Source organism: Epilithonimonas pallida (assembly GCF_900182975.1).
GTDB classification, from domain to species: domain Bacteria; phylum Bacteroidota; class Bacteroidia; order Flavobacteriales; family Weeksellaceae; genus Epilithonimonas; species Epilithonimonas pallida.
The window spans coordinates 418,980-436,010 of record NZ_FXUO01000001.1; the positions used below are offsets into that span (position 1 = coordinate 418,980).

General features: G+C 34.7%; 12 protein-coding genes. 7 read left to right on the plus strand and 5 right to left on the minus strand.

What is annotated here, in order from left to right; genetic code table 11:
- Positions 1 to 2: 2 nt before the first annotated feature.
- The 3 genes from QOL71_RS01745 to QOL71_RS01755 form a co-directional block, all read right to left on the minus strand.
- Positions 3 to 3,590, minus strand: coding sequence for a response regulator (locus QOL71_RS01745; RefSeq protein WP_283415294.1), 3,588 nt, complete (start codon positions 3,588 to 3,590; stop codon positions 3 to 5).
- A gap of 8 nt (positions 3,591 to 3,598) precedes the next feature.
- Positions 3,599 to 5,065: a sensor histidine kinase gene (locus tag QOL71_RS01750; protein ID WP_283415295.1), complete on the minus strand. Its 1,467-nt coding sequence runs from the start codon at positions 5,063 to 5,065 to the stop codon at positions 3,599 to 3,601.
- A gap of 225 nt (positions 5,066 to 5,290) precedes the next feature.
- Positions 5,291 to 5,887 carry a Crp/Fnr family transcriptional regulator gene (locus QOL71_RS01755; RefSeq protein WP_283415296.1) on the minus strand — a complete coding sequence of 199 codons (597 nt, stop codon included), beginning with the start codon at positions 5,885 to 5,887 and terminating at the stop codon, positions 5,291 to 5,293.
- Positions 5,888 to 6,661: 774 nt separating this feature from the next.
- Between QOL71_RS01755 and QOL71_RS01760 the strand changes: the two genes are divergently transcribed.
- Together QOL71_RS01760 and QOL71_RS01765 are read left to right on the plus strand one after the other, a co-directional pair.
- Positions 6,662 to 7,909, plus strand: a complete 1,248-nt coding sequence (locus QOL71_RS01760; protein ID WP_273076156.1) for a tyrosine-type recombinase/integrase — start codon at positions 6,662 to 6,664, stop codon at positions 7,907 to 7,909.
- 199 nt (positions 7,910 to 8,108) lie between these two features.
- Positions 8,109 to 8,390, plus strand: a complete 282-nt coding sequence (locus tag QOL71_RS01765; protein ID WP_063969500.1) for a MerR family transcriptional regulator — start codon at positions 8,109 to 8,111, stop codon at positions 8,388 to 8,390.
- Between the two features lie 497 nt (positions 8,391 to 8,887).
- Here the strand turns inward: QOL71_RS01765 and QOL71_RS01770 are convergent, their stop codons facing one another.
- On the minus strand, positions 8,888 to 9,571 hold the full coding sequence (locus tag QOL71_RS01770; protein ID WP_283415297.1) for an SMODS-associated NUDIX domain-containing protein: 684 nt from the start codon (positions 9,569 to 9,571) through the stop codon (positions 8,888 to 8,890).
- Between the two features lie 181 nt (positions 9,572 to 9,752).
- Here QOL71_RS01770 and QOL71_RS01775 point away from each other — a divergent pair, with 181 nt between their 5' ends.
- The 5 genes from QOL71_RS01775 to QOL71_RS01795 all read left to right on the plus strand — a co-directional run bounded on the left by QOL71_RS01775 (position 9,753) and on the right by QOL71_RS01795 (position 15,135).
- The gene (locus QOL71_RS01775; RefSeq protein ID WP_047096974.1) at positions 9,753 to 11,240 is read left to right on the plus strand and encodes an MFS transporter; all 1,488 of its coding nucleotides are present in this window, start codon (positions 9,753 to 9,755) and stop codon (positions 11,238 to 11,240) included.
- 29 nt (positions 11,241 to 11,269) lie between these two features.
- Positions 11,270 to 12,601, plus strand: coding sequence for an MFS transporter (locus tag QOL71_RS01780; protein WP_002978678.1), 1,332 nt, complete (start codon positions 11,270 to 11,272; stop codon positions 12,599 to 12,601).
- A gap of 39 nt (positions 12,602 to 12,640) precedes the next feature.
- Positions 12,641 to 13,105, plus strand: a complete 465-nt coding sequence (locus tag QOL71_RS01785; RefSeq protein WP_273076170.1) for a hypothetical protein — start codon at positions 12,641 to 12,643, stop codon at positions 13,103 to 13,105.
- Positions 13,106 to 13,112: 7 nt separating this feature from the next.
- Positions 13,113 to 14,399 carry an alginate export family protein gene (locus tag QOL71_RS01790; RefSeq protein ID WP_283415298.1) on the plus strand — a complete coding sequence of 429 codons (1,287 nt, stop codon included), beginning with the start codon at positions 13,113 to 13,115 and terminating at the stop codon, positions 14,397 to 14,399.
- A gap of 298 nt (positions 14,400 to 14,697) precedes the next feature.
- Positions 14,698 to 15,135, plus strand: coding sequence for an RrF2 family transcriptional regulator (locus tag QOL71_RS01795; protein WP_002978675.1), 438 nt, complete (start codon positions 14,698 to 14,700; stop codon positions 15,133 to 15,135).
- Between the two features lie 9 nt (positions 15,136 to 15,144).
- On the opposite strand, the gene QOL71_RS01800 is transcribed toward QOL71_RS01795, so the two are convergent.
- A complete protein-coding gene (locus tag QOL71_RS01800; protein WP_273076176.1) occupies positions 15,145 to 16,947 on the minus strand; it encodes a hypothetical protein in 1,803 nt (600 codons plus the stop codon).
- Positions 16,948 to 17,031 lie beyond the last annotated feature (84 nt).

A 17,031-nucleotide genomic window follows, 5' to 3' on the forward strand; every position in this document is an offset into this window, starting at 1 on the left:
ATTTAATTTTCGTACAACCAAACACGTAATAATGATAATAGCTGGTCTATATCCACGGGTTTCGAAATATAATCCGAAGCACCCGCAGCAATACACTTGTCCCGATCACCTAACATAGATTTGGCGGTAACAGCTATGATGGGAAGCCGCGCATATTTCGGCATTTTCCTTATATTCCTGATTGTTTCGTAACCGTCCATTTCCGGCATCATCATGTCCATTAATACAACATCAATACCCGGGTTTTCATTGATCTGATCCAGCGCTTGTTTGCCATCCATTGCAAGAACTACATCAACTTTATATTTTTCAAGAGCTTTTGTTAATGAAAAAATATTGCGGGCATCATCATCAGTAATCAGGATTTTTTTGCCACTCAAAACTTCTGTTAAGGATCCCAATGTTTTGCTCTTAAATTCTTCGCCATTATTTTTCTCCTCAACCAGATGTAAAAATAAACCGACCTCATCAAGTATTCTTTGATAAGAATGTGCCGTTTTAACAACTATTGAATCTGCATATTGCTTGATTTTAAGCTCTTCAGATCTGGATAAACTTCTTTCTGTAAAAATAATAATCGGCAGGTTTTCCAAACCTTCGTAACTTTTGATTTCTTCAACAACTTTGTATTGGTTTCCTCTGGCTTCACCAATATCCAGAATCACACAATCTGCTTTATCAGACATCAAAGCACTAACACTGTCTTCAACGTTATTTTCTACAGATAATGAAATGTTAAAATTACTTAAGTAGTAAGACAAAGCACTTGCATGTTTAGCATTTTCTTCAACGATCAGAACTTTTTGTGGGGATTTCCGAAGCGCTTCCTCTATTCTTCTGAATACTTCTGTCATCTGATCCAATGCTACAGGCTTGTTGATAAAATCAACGGCTCCTTTCATCAGGCTCTCCTGTTTTGCGCGCATTGCCGACATCATATGTACAGGAATATGTCTGGTTGCGGAATTGGATTTTAACTCATCCATTACCTGCCAGCCGTCTTTTACAGGCAACTGAATATCCAACAGAATTGCCGACGGATGATATTGGATTGCAGCAGATAAAGCGTGATCGCCTCTTACTACGACAACACCTTTATAATCCTGCATTCTTGCATATTTGAGCAACGCTTTTGCAAAATTGGTGTCATCTTCTATAATAAGGATAACTTTATCCTCATCTGTAATTGTACCACGATCATCATCAACATCTTCCGGAATTTCCAAAACAGGATTCTCTTCCACCAAAATGTTATGGATTTGTTCTACATCTTCTTTGATGACTTTTACAATATTCTGTTCGGTTTCCAGCTGGCTTGGTTCTGATTGCTTGCTTACAGGAATTTTTAAAATAAATTCGCTGCCTTCATCAACCTTACTTTTCAAGGTTAATTCTCCGCCTAATAATCTTGCAATTTCCCTGCTGATGGACAGTCCCAAACCTGTTCCGCCGAATTTCCTCCTGGTAGAACCGTCTGCCTGTTGGAATGCTTCGAAGATGATGTTCTGTTTATCTTCAGGGATTCCGATTCCGGTATCTTTAACTGAGAAAATAATCGATTCCTTGTTTTTTGGATCTTTTCTGATGTTCAAAGTAATACTACCTTCTGAAGTAAATTTGATTGCATTGGATAAAAGATTTCTCAATACCTGATCCAGTCTTAGCCTATCCGTTTCAATTTCTTTTTCAATGTTTTCATCAATTTCGATATTGAACTGGAGCGCTTTCTGATGAATAACAGGATTGAAAAGATTTCGTAAGTCTTTCACAACATCGTCTAGGGAAACATCCTGATAATCCAAAGTCATTTTTCCTGATTCAATCTTCGCAAGATCAAGAATTTCGTCAATCAAAGTCAATAGGCTCGTTCCTGAACTCTGAATTACTTTTGCTGATTCTATCTGATCTTCATTCAGGTTTTCTTCCGGATTTTCAGCCATTAGACGAGACAACAAAAGAATTGAATTAAGCGGTGTTCTAAGCTCGTGTGACATATTCGCAAGGAACTCGGACTTATATTTTGTACTTAATGCTAATTCCTCTACTTTTCTCTGTATCTCAGCATTACGTTCACCAATGAGATGATTTTTTTCTTCCAGTAATTTGGAACGTTCTTCTAATTCTGCATTGGTTTGTAAAAGTTCTTCTTGCTGAACTTTCAGTTCTTCTTCAGAAGCCTGCAATTTTTGTGTCTGTGCTTCTAGTTCCGTGTTAAGATTCTCAAGTTCAGAATGTTGTACCTGCAGTTCTTCTGCCTGAGTTTGGGTTTCTTCCAGTAATCTTTGTTCCTGCTCTCTTCCTTTTGCGGCATTGAGAGCAATAGCAACATTGCGGCAGCCTTCTATAAAATATTCGATCTTATCGTCATCAAAATTAGATTTTGAGTTCAGTTCCAATACTCCGAAAGCGTAATTACCAAAAACAATAGGGACTAACAAAATGCTATTAACTTTGACCTTACTTCCGGCAAAAGTTACTGCAAATTGGTTTTCATCAATATCATTGTAGACCTTGATTGATCTTTGTGTAAAAACCTGCCCAACCATTCCTTCACCCGGTTCAAAGCTATTTTTCATATGATCTTCCTGTGCATAAGCTGCATTGAGTTTCAATCGGCCTTCTTCGTTAAGATAAATTGCGCCGTTGATGCAATTGCCATATTCAATCAGATGATTAAGAGATTCAGTCGTAACTTCCTTTACAGATTTATTTCCAACAAGGGATTCATTCAAAATAACCAAGCCTTTTTGACGCCATTCGCTCTTATTGATCTGATCAAAAGATTTTTTGAGAGAATCTGTCATATGGTTCAGGGATTCCACCAATTCGCCCAAATCATCCTGAGCATTATCCACAGCTTTTTGACTGTAATCTCCGTTGGAAACACGATTTGCAATTTGTTTTATTGCATTGACACGTTTGGTGATTTCGATATCTTTTTCCTTTAGTTCTCTTTCCAGCTTGTCTCTGCGGATCAGATCTGCCTTTAGTTTTGCATAGAAAGAAGCCGTAACAATTACCGCTGCAATTGCCGAAAAAATAATGAATAAAACTGTGGTATTGGAAGATCTTGTAAGATCCTTGTTTTTGATTTCCAATACTTGTTCTTCATATTTTACAAAATCATTTACAATACTTCGGCATTTGTCCATATAAGCTTTGCTCATCGTAATCTGCTCCTGTGTCATCTGAATGCCTTTGCGTCTGTCTTCTACAAAATGTTTCAGATTATTGATATTAACCTTGACATTTTGTTCCAGATTATTGAGACGTTCTATTTGGAATTGATCATCAATATCCAGATCTTTTGCCCGTTGCATTGCTTTTGGAAGCTCTACCAGACTGCGTTTGTACGGGTCCAGATAATTTTCTCTACCTGTGAGCTGGTAACCTCTGTTTCCTGTTTCAGCATCCAGCAGAGCAATTAAAACATCTTTAACAGCCGTGATAGATTTTCTGCTTGTAGATAGCTTTTCTCTGTTGTTCATTTGATTTTGAATACTCCAGTAAGAAGCAATAGAACTGGCAATAAGAATCAAAAGTGATAAACCGACTCCAATCTGCAGATTTCGTATAATTTTCTTTGGCATATAAAGAATTAATTTAGTGGTAAAGTGAAATAAAATGTTGATCCTTCTCCCGGTTCACTGGAAACTCCAATAGTTCCGTGATGTTGTTTGATAATTTCTGAACAGATGTATAATCCGATTCCCATTCCCTGGAACTGCAATGAAGATTCTTCTACACGATAAAATTTTTGAAAAACATATTCCTGCTTAAAATCCGGTATACCAATTCCGAAATCTGTAACGTTGATTCTCACTTCTTTTTCATCAGCAAAAGTGGTTACAAAAATCTGATTATTATCCGGAGAATATTTGATAGCATTGCTAAGGAAATTGATTAAAACCTGCTCTATCCGTATTTTGTCAAAAGGAATCAAGAAGTCGGGTTTGACGCCGTGACGTTCAATTTTTACATTATTACCACTGGTATGTAAAATAGTTTCGATTGCACTTTGCAGAACAGATTCCAGATTCTCGGGCTTTTTGTTAATCTTAAGTTTTCCGTTTTCAATTTTTGAAACATCAAGAAGATCTGTGATCAGACTGTTCAGCTTTTCGATCTGGTCCAAGGTCTTTTCAACATAAAGCAATTCCGAATTTTCATTATTAAGTTTTAGTTTCCGTTCCAATAGCTGTGTGTACGCCTTGATGCTTGTAAGAGGCGTTTTGAGCTCATGACTGGCAATACTCAGAAATTCGTCTTTTTCTTTCTCCACCTTTTTTTGATCATCAATATCCGTAAAAGTTCCTACCCAGTTTTTAATGAGATCCCCTTCAAAAACGGGAGACATCCTGAGCAAATGATAACGGTAAAGCTGGGTTTTAATATTTTTGATCCGAACCTCAAGCTCCATAGCTTTTCCTCTTTTTCTACATTCTTCAAATTCTTTTTTGATATCGTGATCATCAGGATGAGTTTCCGGAAAATCCTGTTCCGATTCGGAATACAGGTACCATTTGCAATTTACAAAATCAACTTCCCCATTTTGATTGAGTGTAAAAGCAATTTGTGGCAAAGCCTGCAACATGAGATGAAAATGATCGATCTGGGACTTCATTGTCGCCTGGGACTCTCGTCTGCCTTTGACTTCGAGTTCCAGATTTTGTTGTGTTCTTTTCATCGCAAGATTATTCTCTTGCAGATTATAGAAAGTCTTAACTTTTAGTAATAAAATTTCCGGATCGATGGGTTTGGTCACGTAGTCTATACCACCGGATTTATAACCCTTGGTAATAAATCTTTTCTCAGTACTAACTGCAGATAAAAAGACAATTGGGATCTCTTTTGTCTTGCTATAGCCAGCTAATGTTTCAGCTACTTCAAAACCATCCATATCCGGCATCTGAACGTCCAGAATGATTAATGAATAATTGTTTTTTAATGCCTTTCCCAGAGCCTGTTCTCCGGAGATAGCCGTATCAACTTCAAAATCGTTGGACTCTAATAGTTTTTTTAATGAATATATATTGTTTTGATTATCATCGACAATTAAGACCATAAAATTTTAAAATGTACTAATTATTATTACATTGTGCTAAAATATCAAAAATACTTACAAAATTTCAATAATGTATTATTTTTATATAATTCATAATAAACAAATTATATCTATAAATTTTTATGTAAAATCAAGCCTGTAATTTGATGCTCTATGTCGTTAGCAAAACTTGTTCCTTAAACTACAAAATGAATAAAATATTTGGATAATTAGATTAAGATTCTATCAGTACAATATTTTTCTGTTGCGAATTTTAACAATATTATCTTTCTCCATACTCTTTAGCGTCCTGATAGTTGTTTCGACACGAAGGCCAGTAAGGCTTGCCATTTGTTGTCTTGTGAGCGGGATTTGAAATGAAAACGGACTCGGGTCTTTTTGCGAACTTTTAAGATAGTCCATTAATGCTTTTAGCTTTGTCGCGGGATTTTGTGTCGAAAAAATTTGCCCCATCACAAATTTGAAATACATAGACTCAGAAAGGCTTTGGATAATATGCAAACGGGTTTCGGGATATTTTTCAAGTAGTAATAAAAATTTGGCTTTTGGTAATCTCAGAACTTTACAAGATGTCAGTGCAATTGCATTTACTGGATATAGCTTATTCATGAAAAGTAAAAATTCGCCGATACTATGTCCTTTTGTCAATATACTTTGTATCATTTCTTTACCATCTTCATTATAATTGTTAAGCTTTATATCACCTTCTATTATCTGATAATAATAAAGCGGTGTACCCCCTTCTGAAAAAATAACATCCCCGATATTGTAATCTATGATTTTCGCGCCTAACGATTTTATAATAAATTCTTCTATAACCATATTTGTCTACTCTCTTATGTTTCAAAAGTTATCCTTATAAAACACTAAATCAATCAATGTTATCAATTGAATTTGTTAGATATAATCTTTGCTATTTTTACAAATACTTAAATAAAAAGCTCTACAAACTCATATATCATCTATAACATCAGTCTATAAAGTCTTAATGTCATTCGATGATTGGTTAAATTGGATTGTAATTTTATAGATGCTTATAAGCGGACATCTAAATTTGAGTAGAACTTCTGATTAAGAATTTGTAATTCCATAGTCTATTTTTAATTGACGTCAAAATTATACAGAACTTGCTTACCACTTTATGACCTGAGTCATATTGAAATGATAATTATAATTTAAAGTTAAGATAATGATGTTAATTTTATAACGAGACCTGTAAATAGAATAAAATTAATAATAATAAACGAAAATATTTTAAAATGTTGTAAAAATTAATTTTATAGTTTATTAATATTTTGTCAGGTATTTATAAATTTAGAACTGTCTTTTGTTTACTAATTGTTGGTGTAAAAAATAAGAATAAAACTTGAGATTGCTTTGCAGATGGCAAAAATAAAAAACCACCTACGATTTGTAAGTGGTTGATTGTAAAAGTGGTCCCACCTGGAGTAAATTTGGTTTTTAACTATTTTTTATTTATTTTTACTACTGATTATCAGGTAGTTATGAACGCTCTTTAATAGGTTTTAATATGTATTAATTGAATTCTATTAAAGGTTAGCCCCCCTTTCAGCCCCCTATTAAAAAGTAGTTAAAATGAGATATTATTTTGAATTGAGAAAAGATAAAATCAATCTAAACGGATTGATTCCAATGCGTTTAATAGTTAAAAATGGCAATCATAGAATAAGAAAAAACTTAGCCACTAAAACGTTACTTGATGATTGGAATAATGAGTTGCAAATTATTATAAATCACAAGGGAAATCCATTTTATGAAGATTATGAAATTTTCAACGAAATTATAGCTAGCGAAAAGAAGAAGGTTGAAAAAATATTTTCTTTTTTCAAATATAATGAATTGTCATTTACTGAAACATTATTCAATGAAAAGTATGAAGGTGATGATGTTAAAGTGGCTATAGGATTTTTCGATGCGTTTGATGAATATATCCGAGTTTCCAGACTGACAAAAACAAAAGGAACAATCACAAAATATGGTTCTGTGAAAAATTTCCTAATCTCATTTGAAAAGAGCAAAAAATTCGAATTGAGACTTGATAATATTGATTATCAATTTGAAGAAATTTTTATGGACTATTGCTATAATGAAAGACAAACATTGAATAACTACTATGCTAAAATTGTCAAAACATTAAAGGCATTTTTAAATTGGGCTTTCGAAAGAGGATATCACAGTTCCTTAAAGTTTAAGAAATTAATGGCTAAAGAAGACGAAATTGAAGTTGTTTATCTTACTGCAGAAGAGCTGATGCTACTTTATAACCATAAGTTTGACAATGCTTCTATGGAAAGAGCAAAGGATATGTATTGCCTGCTTGCTTTAACTGGACAGAGACATTCTGACATTTACGATCTAAATGATGTTTCGGTATCTGGCGACTATTTACTTTTTGCGGTAAAAAAAACTAAGACAGTACAACATCAGGTATTTTTAACGGAATTAGCTAAAAGACTAATTGCAAAATATGAGGGTACAATTTATTACCCAATCCCAAGGATATCTTCACAGAAATTAAATGAAGCGATTCAAAAATGTTGTGAAGAAATTGGACTTACCGAGGAAGTTCAATTAACACGTTATTGTGGCTCAAAAAGATTTGACGAAACATTTAGAAAATGTGATATAATTACAAGTCATACTGGCAGGAAAACGTTTATTACTAATAGTTTGTTTCTAGATATTCCCGAAAGGATTGTTAAAGCACAGACCAACTCCAAGGACGAGAAAAGTTTTAGAAGATATGTTAAAATTTCTGAGCAACATCATAAGCGGGAGCTTGATAAATGGAATGTATTAGCTATAGATGACAATAAAAATTAAAACATTTTCAAAATTAAATGGGTACCATAGAACAAAAACAAGTGAAAAAATGATAGCATAAATATCTGGAGAGATATGTGTCAGAGATATGTTCAGTTTATTCCATAATGGCCAAAGTCAGACAAACCAAGTAAATAAAAGTCATCATTAAATTATTCTATTTCTTAATGTGAATTTTGAATCTAATAAAAATAAAAAAATGGCTAAATTCATCAAAGACGGTTTACAGTCAAAGTCTGAAAAAGAACTGCAAATTGAGGTATCAAATGATGATATCCTATCCCCCTACTATTACCCACCGCCAGAAGATCAAATGCGTCAACGGGAAGTTGCAGAAATGTTTAGCACGACAGTTCAAACAATCATTAACTGGTCTTCTTCTGGCAAAATTCCTACATTCAGGATTGGTAAAGTTCCAATTTACTCCCGTAAACTTCTTATTTATATTGCCAGAAACAATCGTAATCTTTTAAAATCGTAAAAGATTGGTTATTCACTGATATTCCAACCTCTGAAACGTTTTTAGAAAGAATTTTACTAATAAATAATATTCGTAGAAATTACATACAGCCTCAACTAAAAACGTGTACCTGTGATTGACCTCAGCGGTTGATTTTCCGAACACTTTTGTAGAAGATTTGAATAAACTTGCTAAACTCTCATCATTAATCATCTCTTAAAATATTATCTACGAAATACAATTCCATTTCTGGTTATTACATATCAGATTGAAATATAAAGAATTATTAGATGAAAGTTTTAGTTCATTATAATACTTGTTTGCAAATACATTAATTAGCAATTTTATAAATTTATAATTACCTAAAAGAAGATACCAACTTAAAAAAATAATAGATAAAAAGTTCCGATTTAATACTCAATAAAAATCGGCAATAATTGTTAAAAAAAAGAGTTACATAGAAAAATCTTTAAATAAAAGTATTTAAAGGTTTTTCTATGTAAATGGTAGTTGATGTTTTATTTACTCCATTTTAAGTTTTGTGCATACTTTGTATGTGGTCCAATTTCATGTGGAAAAGATTTCGAACCCCTCTCATCACCTAGTGTTTGAATAACTTCATCCGTAACCCAGATGTAATTTTCAGATGTTTTATTCTTTAAATCTTTAAGTAATGGCATTTGGTCATCATTAATTACTAAATCAAAAACTTCATAAATAAAAAGACCTTTACCTCCCATATCCAAATCAATTATAGGTGATTGACTTTTTTTCTTAAATCTATAGTCGATGTATCTAAAAGGCCGCCAGTTTAAAATTTCTGTTGCAATTAATTCTTCACAAAATTCTCTCCAAGGCGAACAGACATCATCTCCCCAGTTCTGACTTTTAACAACACAGATGAGCTTTGCTCCAATCTGTAAAGCGTTATCATACTCGGCAGTTACACCATTTGTTCGCAGGTATAGCTCACAGCGTGGAATACCATTTCCCCTATCAGGATGAGGCATAAAATCCTTCAGAATTTTTACAATACCATCATTGGGCATCAATCCTAATTTGCAGTGATCAGATAGGATAAATTCTGTCATCCCCGGAACATTAATATGAGGCTTCCTTCGAAATAAGACAGTATAGAATTCTGTGCTTCTTTTTTGATCATGTACATATAGTATGATTTTGATTCCGACGATTTGCTTCATCTTTAAAGTTTTAATGGAGACATTACACACAATAAACAAAATCCTGTATCAGCTTCCTGTAGGATAACGAGCAGTATGATTTATGACACAAAAATAGAAAAAAAAATCAAAATAAGACAAAAATGTCTTATTTATAATATCTTTGCTGAAGAAATAATAAACATCTAAAAAAAGACAATCAATGGATGCAAATTTATCTTCCGCTCACAAAATTCTAGTATTAAATACACTGGCTTTTACCATTTGTTTTGCTTGCTGGACATTGAACGGAGTTCTCGTAACTTATCTCGTAGATAATAATATTTTCAACTGGTCAGTCGTCGAAACTGGCTGGCTGCTCGGAATTCCCATTCTTACGGGCTCCATTATGAGATTACCCTTGGGAATTTTAACTGATAAATACGGTGGAAAACCTGTATTTTCAACCCTACTACTTCTTTGCAGTGTTCCATTGTTCCTACTCTATTTTGCAGATTCCTATTGGATCTACTTTCTGCTAAGTGCCTTATTCGGAATGATTGGGACAGGTTTTGCCGTAGGAATTGCCTTTACATCAGCTTGGTATCCAAAAGAATGGCAGGGACGTGCCTTGGGAATATTTGGGATGGGAAATTCAGGCGCTGCCTTAACCACATTTTTTGCCCCCACTCTACTTAATTATCTATCTGCCGAAGACCCAGAGAATGGATGGAGAATGCTTCCCATACTCTATGGAATTACATTGGTCATCATAGGATGCATCTTTCTACTCTTTGTGAAAAATAAGAAAGTTACCGCACAAAACAAGTCTACAAAACAACTTCTCGAACCTCTCTCGAACATGAGAGTCTGGCGATTTGGTCTTTATTATTTTTTAGTATTCGGCTTATTTGTCGCTTTCTCTCAGTGGTTGATGCCTTACTATGTGAGTGTCTACAAAACCTCATTGGTTTTAGGAGGACTTTTGGCATCAGCCTTCAGCTTACCCAGTGGCGTTATCCGCGCTTTTGGCGGTTATCTTTCAGATAAATTCGGTGCTAGAAAAGTGATGTACTGGGTCTTATACTCTTCACTGATTTTAAGCGGACTTCTAATGCTTCCGAAAATGGAGATTCTAACTCCCGGAAAAGGCATCACAGCAAAAAAAACAGGAATCGTAAAAAGTTTTGGAAATGAAAAGATCATTCTTGATAATGCCGAATTTGCTATCAGTGCAAAACCTGAGATTCCCCAACAAACTTCAGTATTACCCGAATCCTTTTCATGGCAGGAAATTTTAGTAAAACAAAACGAGCGCGTACAGAAAAAGCAGCTTTTGGCACAAGGTGTCACATTGATCAAATTTGAAGCACACATCTGGGTTTTCTCAATCTTGGTGATTCTCATCGGCATTATGTGGGGAATCGGTAAAGCAGCAGTTTATAAACATATCCCTGAATATTTTCCGAATGAAGTCGGTGTTGTCGGCGGAATGGTTGGATTAATTGGTGGTCTAGGCGGATTTATTGGTCCTATCCTTTTTGGATATTTATTAGATTTTTCAGGGTTATGGACCAGTTCATGGATTTTCGTATTTCTTATTTCCGCTATCTCATTGTTCTGGATGAATCAGGTTATTAAAAAAATGACAAACAATGCTGCACCGCATCTTAAAGACAGAATTGAGCACGTCAACAACAACAAAGATTAAAATAAACTAAAAGAATAAATTACTACAATATGAACGAGTCAAATTGGTTAACGGACTACGATCCGTCAAATGAAGAATTTTGGAAACGCAGTGGGAAAAAGATAGCTTGGAAAACTTTGGCCATCACCACAGCTGCACTTACTTTCTCTTTCGCAACCTGGTTTCTTTACAGTGTTATCGTTATCAAACTTCCGCACATCGGTTTTCAATTCACAGATGACCAGCTCTTCTGGATGGCCGCTATGCCCGGACTGGCGGGTGGTATTCTAAGAATCGTCAATACATTTCTAATTCCCATATACGGAACAAGAAAAGTTATTTCAATCAGTTCACTGATCAAAATAATTCCTCTTTTAATGTTAGGATTTGCTGTGATGAATCCCCAAACATCATTCACTTATTTTATGCTGATAGGATTCTTATTAGGGATTGGAGGTGGAGATTTTTCATCCTTCATGCCGTCTACTTCATTATTTTTCCCTAAAAAGGAGGTAGGAACAGCACTCGGAATCCAGGCAGGTGTCGGTAATTTTGGGGTAAGTCTGGTACAGCTACTCTCTCCTTTGATTATGAGTCTTACACTGTTCTCATTTTTAGGCGGCGGTGAAATCATCGTGGAAACCGGAAAAACGATCTACCTGGAAAATACTGCATTTATCTATGTGATTCCTTTATTGATCGTTGGAATTTGGGCTTGGTTTTCATTAAAAAGTATTCCCGTAAAAGCTTCTTTCAAAGAGCAGCTGGATATTTTCAAAGACCGTCACACCTTGTATTGTACGATGACCTACATAATGACCTTCGGAATTTTTGCAGGATTTTCTGCGGCCTTCCCCCTGATGATAAAAAATCTTTACACGCCTTTGGATAAAAGCATTGACCCTTTGCAGTTCGCTTTCTACGGTCCCCTTATCGGTTCAGCATCCAGAGTTATTTTTGGAAAAGTTGCGGACAAGATCGGTGGAGCATATCTGACCCATTTTACAGGAATATCATTGATAATTTTAATTTCCAGATTGATTCTTGGCGGTTACCTGACCCCAACTTCACCGGATCAATTTCAGGGATTTCTTCTCATAGTATTAGCCATATTTTTCTTCACAGGTATAGGTAATGCAGCGACTTTCAAACAGTTTCCAGTTATTTTTTCAGAATCACCGAGAAAAGCAGCAGGTGTTATCGGCTGGACAGCAGCAGTGGCTGCATTTGGTCCTTTCGTATTTAATATTTTGATCACACAATCCAGAGCATTGACTGGAGATTCCAGATTATTCTTTTGGTTTTTGGTGGTAGGATGTGTTTGTGCAACCGCCGTCAACTGGCATTTCTATACAAAAAAAGGATGTGAAAGACCTTGCTAGTATTTCCTTTAAGCTCGTTTATTAATTTAAAAAATTGTAATGCAAAAGAAAATAACTTCAGTTTTACTGTTGATATCTATCGCTCTGAATGCGGGATTGATCTATCAATTTTTTTTCAAGGGTGAAAAGGTAATTGCTGAAAAAGAGGGAAGATATGAAATCAAAATGGCAAAAGAAAACCGGGAGTTTGTTATGGCAGAAATGAGAGGTTTTCTGGAAAGCGTCCAAAAGATCAACGAAGGAATTGCTAAAAATGATCCTGAAATCATTGCAAAAGTCGGACAACAATCCGGAACCTGCAAAGTGGATGCGGTGCCACAAGGTCTTGTAAAATCTTTACCGTTTGAATTTAAACAAATGGGCTTTCAAACTCACGAACTTTTTGATGTGATGGCAAAAATGGCAAAAAAGAAATACGACCGCCAACTAACTCAGGAAAAGCTCAATCAATTGCTCAACAACTGTGTTGCTTGTCATAAAACCTATAAAATAACCACCGAATAATAAGAAGATGTATAAAACTAAAATCGCCATCAGCTTTCTGGTCTTTGCTTTTGGAATCACAAATGCACAAGTCGACAGCCTGAAAATGAACATTGACCTCAGAACAAGAGCCGAACTGGATAACGGAGCAAGAACGCTAATCCCAAAAGGAAAATCAGCAGAAACGACGGTTGTATCAAGAGCTCGTTTCGGAATTGATTATTACTATAAAAATCTGGAAGTTTACATTTCTGCACAAGACGTAAGAACTTGGGGTGAAACCTCTTCTACTGCAAGTAAAAATCAGAATTTTATTCTGAATGAGGCTTGGGCCAATTATCAATTTTCAGAACGATTTGCCTTAAAATTGGGACGGCAAATTCTTTCTTACGACAACGAACGATTAATTGGGGCATTGGATTGGGCAATGCAGGGACGAAGTTTTGATGCTTTAAAAGGTATTTTCAAATTAACTCCGAGTTCAAAATTAGAAACCGTTATTACTTACAATAATGACGACAATGACGCGAATGACCTTCCCGACAAAGAAGTTTATAATATTACAGAAGCCGGAGAAATCACAAAATATCTACAAATCATCCATTACCAATACACAGGAAAAAACAAGTTACAGTTCTCCGCAATCGCTTTGAACCAGGTTTTACAAAACCCGTCTGGTACACATTACGATATGTTGACCGTAGGAATTAACTCAAAAAAATATTTTGAAAATTTCGGTTTTTTTGGTTCTGCTTATTATCAAACCGGAAAAAATACAGCCGCTCAAAGTAAATCTGCTTATCAATTTTCTGTAAATTCAGACTTCATCATCATACCGAAATTTAACGTGGTTTTGGGAACAGAATGGCTTTCCGGAAGAAGTTTTGATACGGAAGCCGGCAAGAATAGATCTTTCAGTCCTCTGTACGGAACTAATCATCTTTATAATGGTTTTATGGATTATTTTTATTTCGGGACAAATCATTTCAACAGTTTTGGCTTGAACGATTATTATCTGAAATCTACTTATAAATTTAACTCAAATTCTAATCTTCAAGCCAATTTTCACGCATTTACATCCAATGGAAAATTGGGCTTAAATAATTTGGGAGAAAAATATTCCAATTATTTAGGAACCGAATTAGATTTGGTTTTCACGCAAAAAGTTGGGAAAGTCATCACAGCTAATCTAGGACATTCGTTTATGTTTTCAGGAGAAAGTATGAAGTTTCTTAAAAATGTTCCGGAACCAAAAAACTTACAAACCTGGACTTGGATCGGTTTGAAGATTGCACCGAATTTCAGGCTGAAATAACCTTTATTACATTCCTTTCTTTCAACAAAAAAATCGACCAAAAGTTTTGGTGGATTTTTTTGTTATCTAGTGTATCGATTTAAGATCCGTATATAAATTTACCATCACATTCTTAACATCGAAATTATATGCGGAATTAAAATAATGTTAAACATGCTGAAGATTCGTTCAATTGATTTAAAACTTTACTCACATCTAACAAACAGGAAAATCATAGATAAAGATTTTGTATTTTTACATTCTATTCTGTTCAGAGTAATAAATCTGAGGGTCTAGATTAAATTATTAATTAAAATCAATGTTGATATTTTCCAATACTTGTCAATACGCAATTAAAGCCTGTATAGTTCTTGCAACCGAGAGGAAAAAGATAGGAATTATTGATATTTCAGAACAAATAGGAACGCCCACTTATTTTACTTCAAAAATTTTGCAGCAGCTGACCAAAAAACAATTGATTTCTTCAGGAAAAGGAAAAGGGGGCGGTTTTTTTCTGACTGATGAACAATTTGAAAACCTGACAATCAAAGATATTTATGAAAATTTCGAGGGAAAAGAAGTTCTTACTTCCTGCCTCTTAGGACTTAAACAGTGTAATGGAGATAACCCTTGCCCTATCCACCATCTTGCGGTTGCTGTAAAAGAAAAGGTACTGATTATGTTCAAGTACAAAATCAAAGATTTAAAAGATCTTGGAAGCGTGATGCAGATGATGGGTGTGCCAAGTGATTTATGAATTCAGTTATTATAATTGAGGAATTTTGATTTGATTCAATTTCAGTTTGAAAGATTTTAAGTCAGAAAAAATAGAATCTAATTTTGGTTTGAAATAATTGGTTTCGGCAAAAAGTTCTTCGTAATAAGCAATTCCTTTCAGCAAATTTCCTTTGAAAATCTCCCACTTTTTCACCTGAGATTTGGTGATTTCTTCAGAGAATTCCAGAATTTCATTCTTAAAATAATCGACATACAGTTTCAATTCATTGATGAACAAATGAGGACGTCGATCATCTGATAAAACATTCTCATAACCATAAATATGACGAACCATTTTCGAAAGTAAAACCTCTTTATCAAAAAAACTAAGATTCGGTCCCGGACAAATAACAACACCTTGCTTCTCCCCTTTTACCGGGATATCTAACTCCAAATATGCAGAATTTGCAAGTCCAACACAAAGACAAGATTTTTCTGTAATGTTTTGCTTCTGTTTCTCGTATTGTTTATCAGTCAATTTTAACCTGTTAGTTTTCAATTCACTCAGTTTTATATCCTGATATTTTTTGGAAGCCGTACAAGTTCCTTTAGGTGTAAATTCTTTGCTGAGCGCCAAAAATTTCTTTGGACAAGAACTCCCAAATTTTTGATTTGAAATATTCATATCCTTGATTTCATCATTGCTCGTGCCTCTGATTGTGTTAAACGGAACTCCCAATGGCGACATATTGCTCAGGTAATAATCTTCTTCTTTTGCATTTATCAAAAGGTTCCTGGTCTCCTGATCCACAGAAGTTGCCTCTGGAACCAGCAAAAATGGCGAACCCCAACCCACACTGTCTGCATTATATGTGGTCAAAAGAAACTCGTGTTCTTCAGAAGTTCCAACACCACCTTGCACAGAAATTCTGGTTTCCAAAGGTTCGGAAGTTGTCATTTTCCCTTTCTGCTCCAAGGCTGATTTCCAGAGAGCAAAAGCCGAAGCTTGAAGCTCGTTTTTCTTTTGTTTGAATTCTTCCATAATTGGCCCCATAAGAAGTCCGTCGGTTGCGAAGGCGTGTCCACCGCAGTTTAGTCCAGATTCAATTCTGTATTCTGAAACCCAAAGTCCTTTTTTCGCAAGAAAATTCCCCTGAATCATCGCAGAGCGAAAATCGCTGACTTTAAGAATGATTTTCTTTTTCAATTCACCATTTTCATTAGGAAAAAAATCTTCAAACTCTTCCAGATAACTATACAATCTTGGATTCATTCCGGCAGAAAAAATGACGGATGACGACAATTTGCTATTGGCAAAACCTCGCAAAGAAGCGTGTGCATCATTATAAATCGTTGGAAGCTGAACATTTTTCACAAAATTATCCTTGTCTACTTTCGTCATAATATTCACATCTATTTCACCTGGATTTAAATGATTATCAACGAAATTTTTGATGCTTTCCGCCAGATTATCTTTTTTATTGAGGATATTTTGCAAACCATCTTTCAAGCCGGAAGTGCTTGGCAACATTCCGATAAACTGTTTGAGAGTTTCTGTATTTTTCGAAATTTCCTCTTTGAAATCCTTAAACTTTTTGGTCACAATATCGTCCATCATATCCAGATAAGCCGTGATTCTCTCCGCTCTGTGGTCTTCAGATTTAATTGAAATTTCTTTAAAATCGAAATTGAATTTTTTACTGTAAAAATCTCGCATTCTCTCAACAATTTCGTCATCTATAATTGAAACTACAGATGAAATCCCAAATTGAGCAACACGGATTGGACTATCGATTGTGTAAGCGAGTCCCATCACAGGAATATAAAAGTTGTGTGCAGGTTTTTTGTTCATTATTTATAAATTGAATTAATTGTTTGAGTTCCGACATTTCATAGTAGTTACAAGAGAAAATAACCGTGCTGAAAGTCCTAACAA

Bases quoted from the DNA above. Each gene is read 5' to 3' on its own strand.
- QOL71_RS01765 (WP_063969500.1), top strand. From the start codon at position 8,109: ATGGCTAAATTCATCAAAGACGGTTTACAGTCAAAGTCTGAAAAAGAA.
- QOL71_RS01775 (WP_047096974.1), top strand. From the start codon at position 9,753: ATGGATGCAAATTTATCTTCCGCTCACAAAATTCTAGTATTAAATACA.
- QOL71_RS01800 (WP_273076176.1), bottom strand. From the start codon at position 16,947: ATGAACAAAAAACCTGCACACAACTTTTATATTCCTGTGATGGGACTC.
- QOL71_RS01760 (WP_273076156.1), top strand. From the start codon at position 6,662: ATGAGATATTATTTTGAATTGAGAAAAGATAAAATCAATCTAAACGGA.
- QOL71_RS01785 (WP_273076170.1), top strand. From the start codon at position 12,641: ATGCAAAAGAAAATAACTTCAGTTTTACTGTTGATATCTATCGCTCTG.
- QOL71_RS01790 (WP_283415298.1), top strand. From the start codon at position 13,113: ATGTATAAAACTAAAATCGCCATCAGCTTTCTGGTCTTTGCTTTTGGA.
- QOL71_RS01795 (WP_002978675.1), top strand. From the start codon at position 14,698: ATGTTGATATTTTCCAATACTTGTCAATACGCAATTAAAGCCTGTATA.
- QOL71_RS01745 (WP_283415294.1), bottom strand. From the start codon at position 3,590: ATGCCAAAGAAAATTATACGAAATCTGCAGATTGGAGTCGGTTTATCA.
- QOL71_RS01770 (WP_283415297.1), bottom strand. From the start codon at position 9,571: ATGAAGCAAATCGTCGGAATCAAAATCATACTATATGTACATGATCAA.
- QOL71_RS01750 (WP_283415295.1), bottom strand. From the start codon at position 5,065: ATGGTCTTAATTGTCGATGATAATCAAAACAATATATATTCATTAAAA.
- QOL71_RS01780 (WP_002978678.1), top strand. From the start codon at position 11,270: ATGAACGAGTCAAATTGGTTAACGGACTACGATCCGTCAAATGAAGAA.
- QOL71_RS01755 (WP_283415296.1), bottom strand. From the start codon at position 5,887: ATGGTTATAGAAGAATTTATTATAAAATCGTTAGGCGCGAAAATCATA.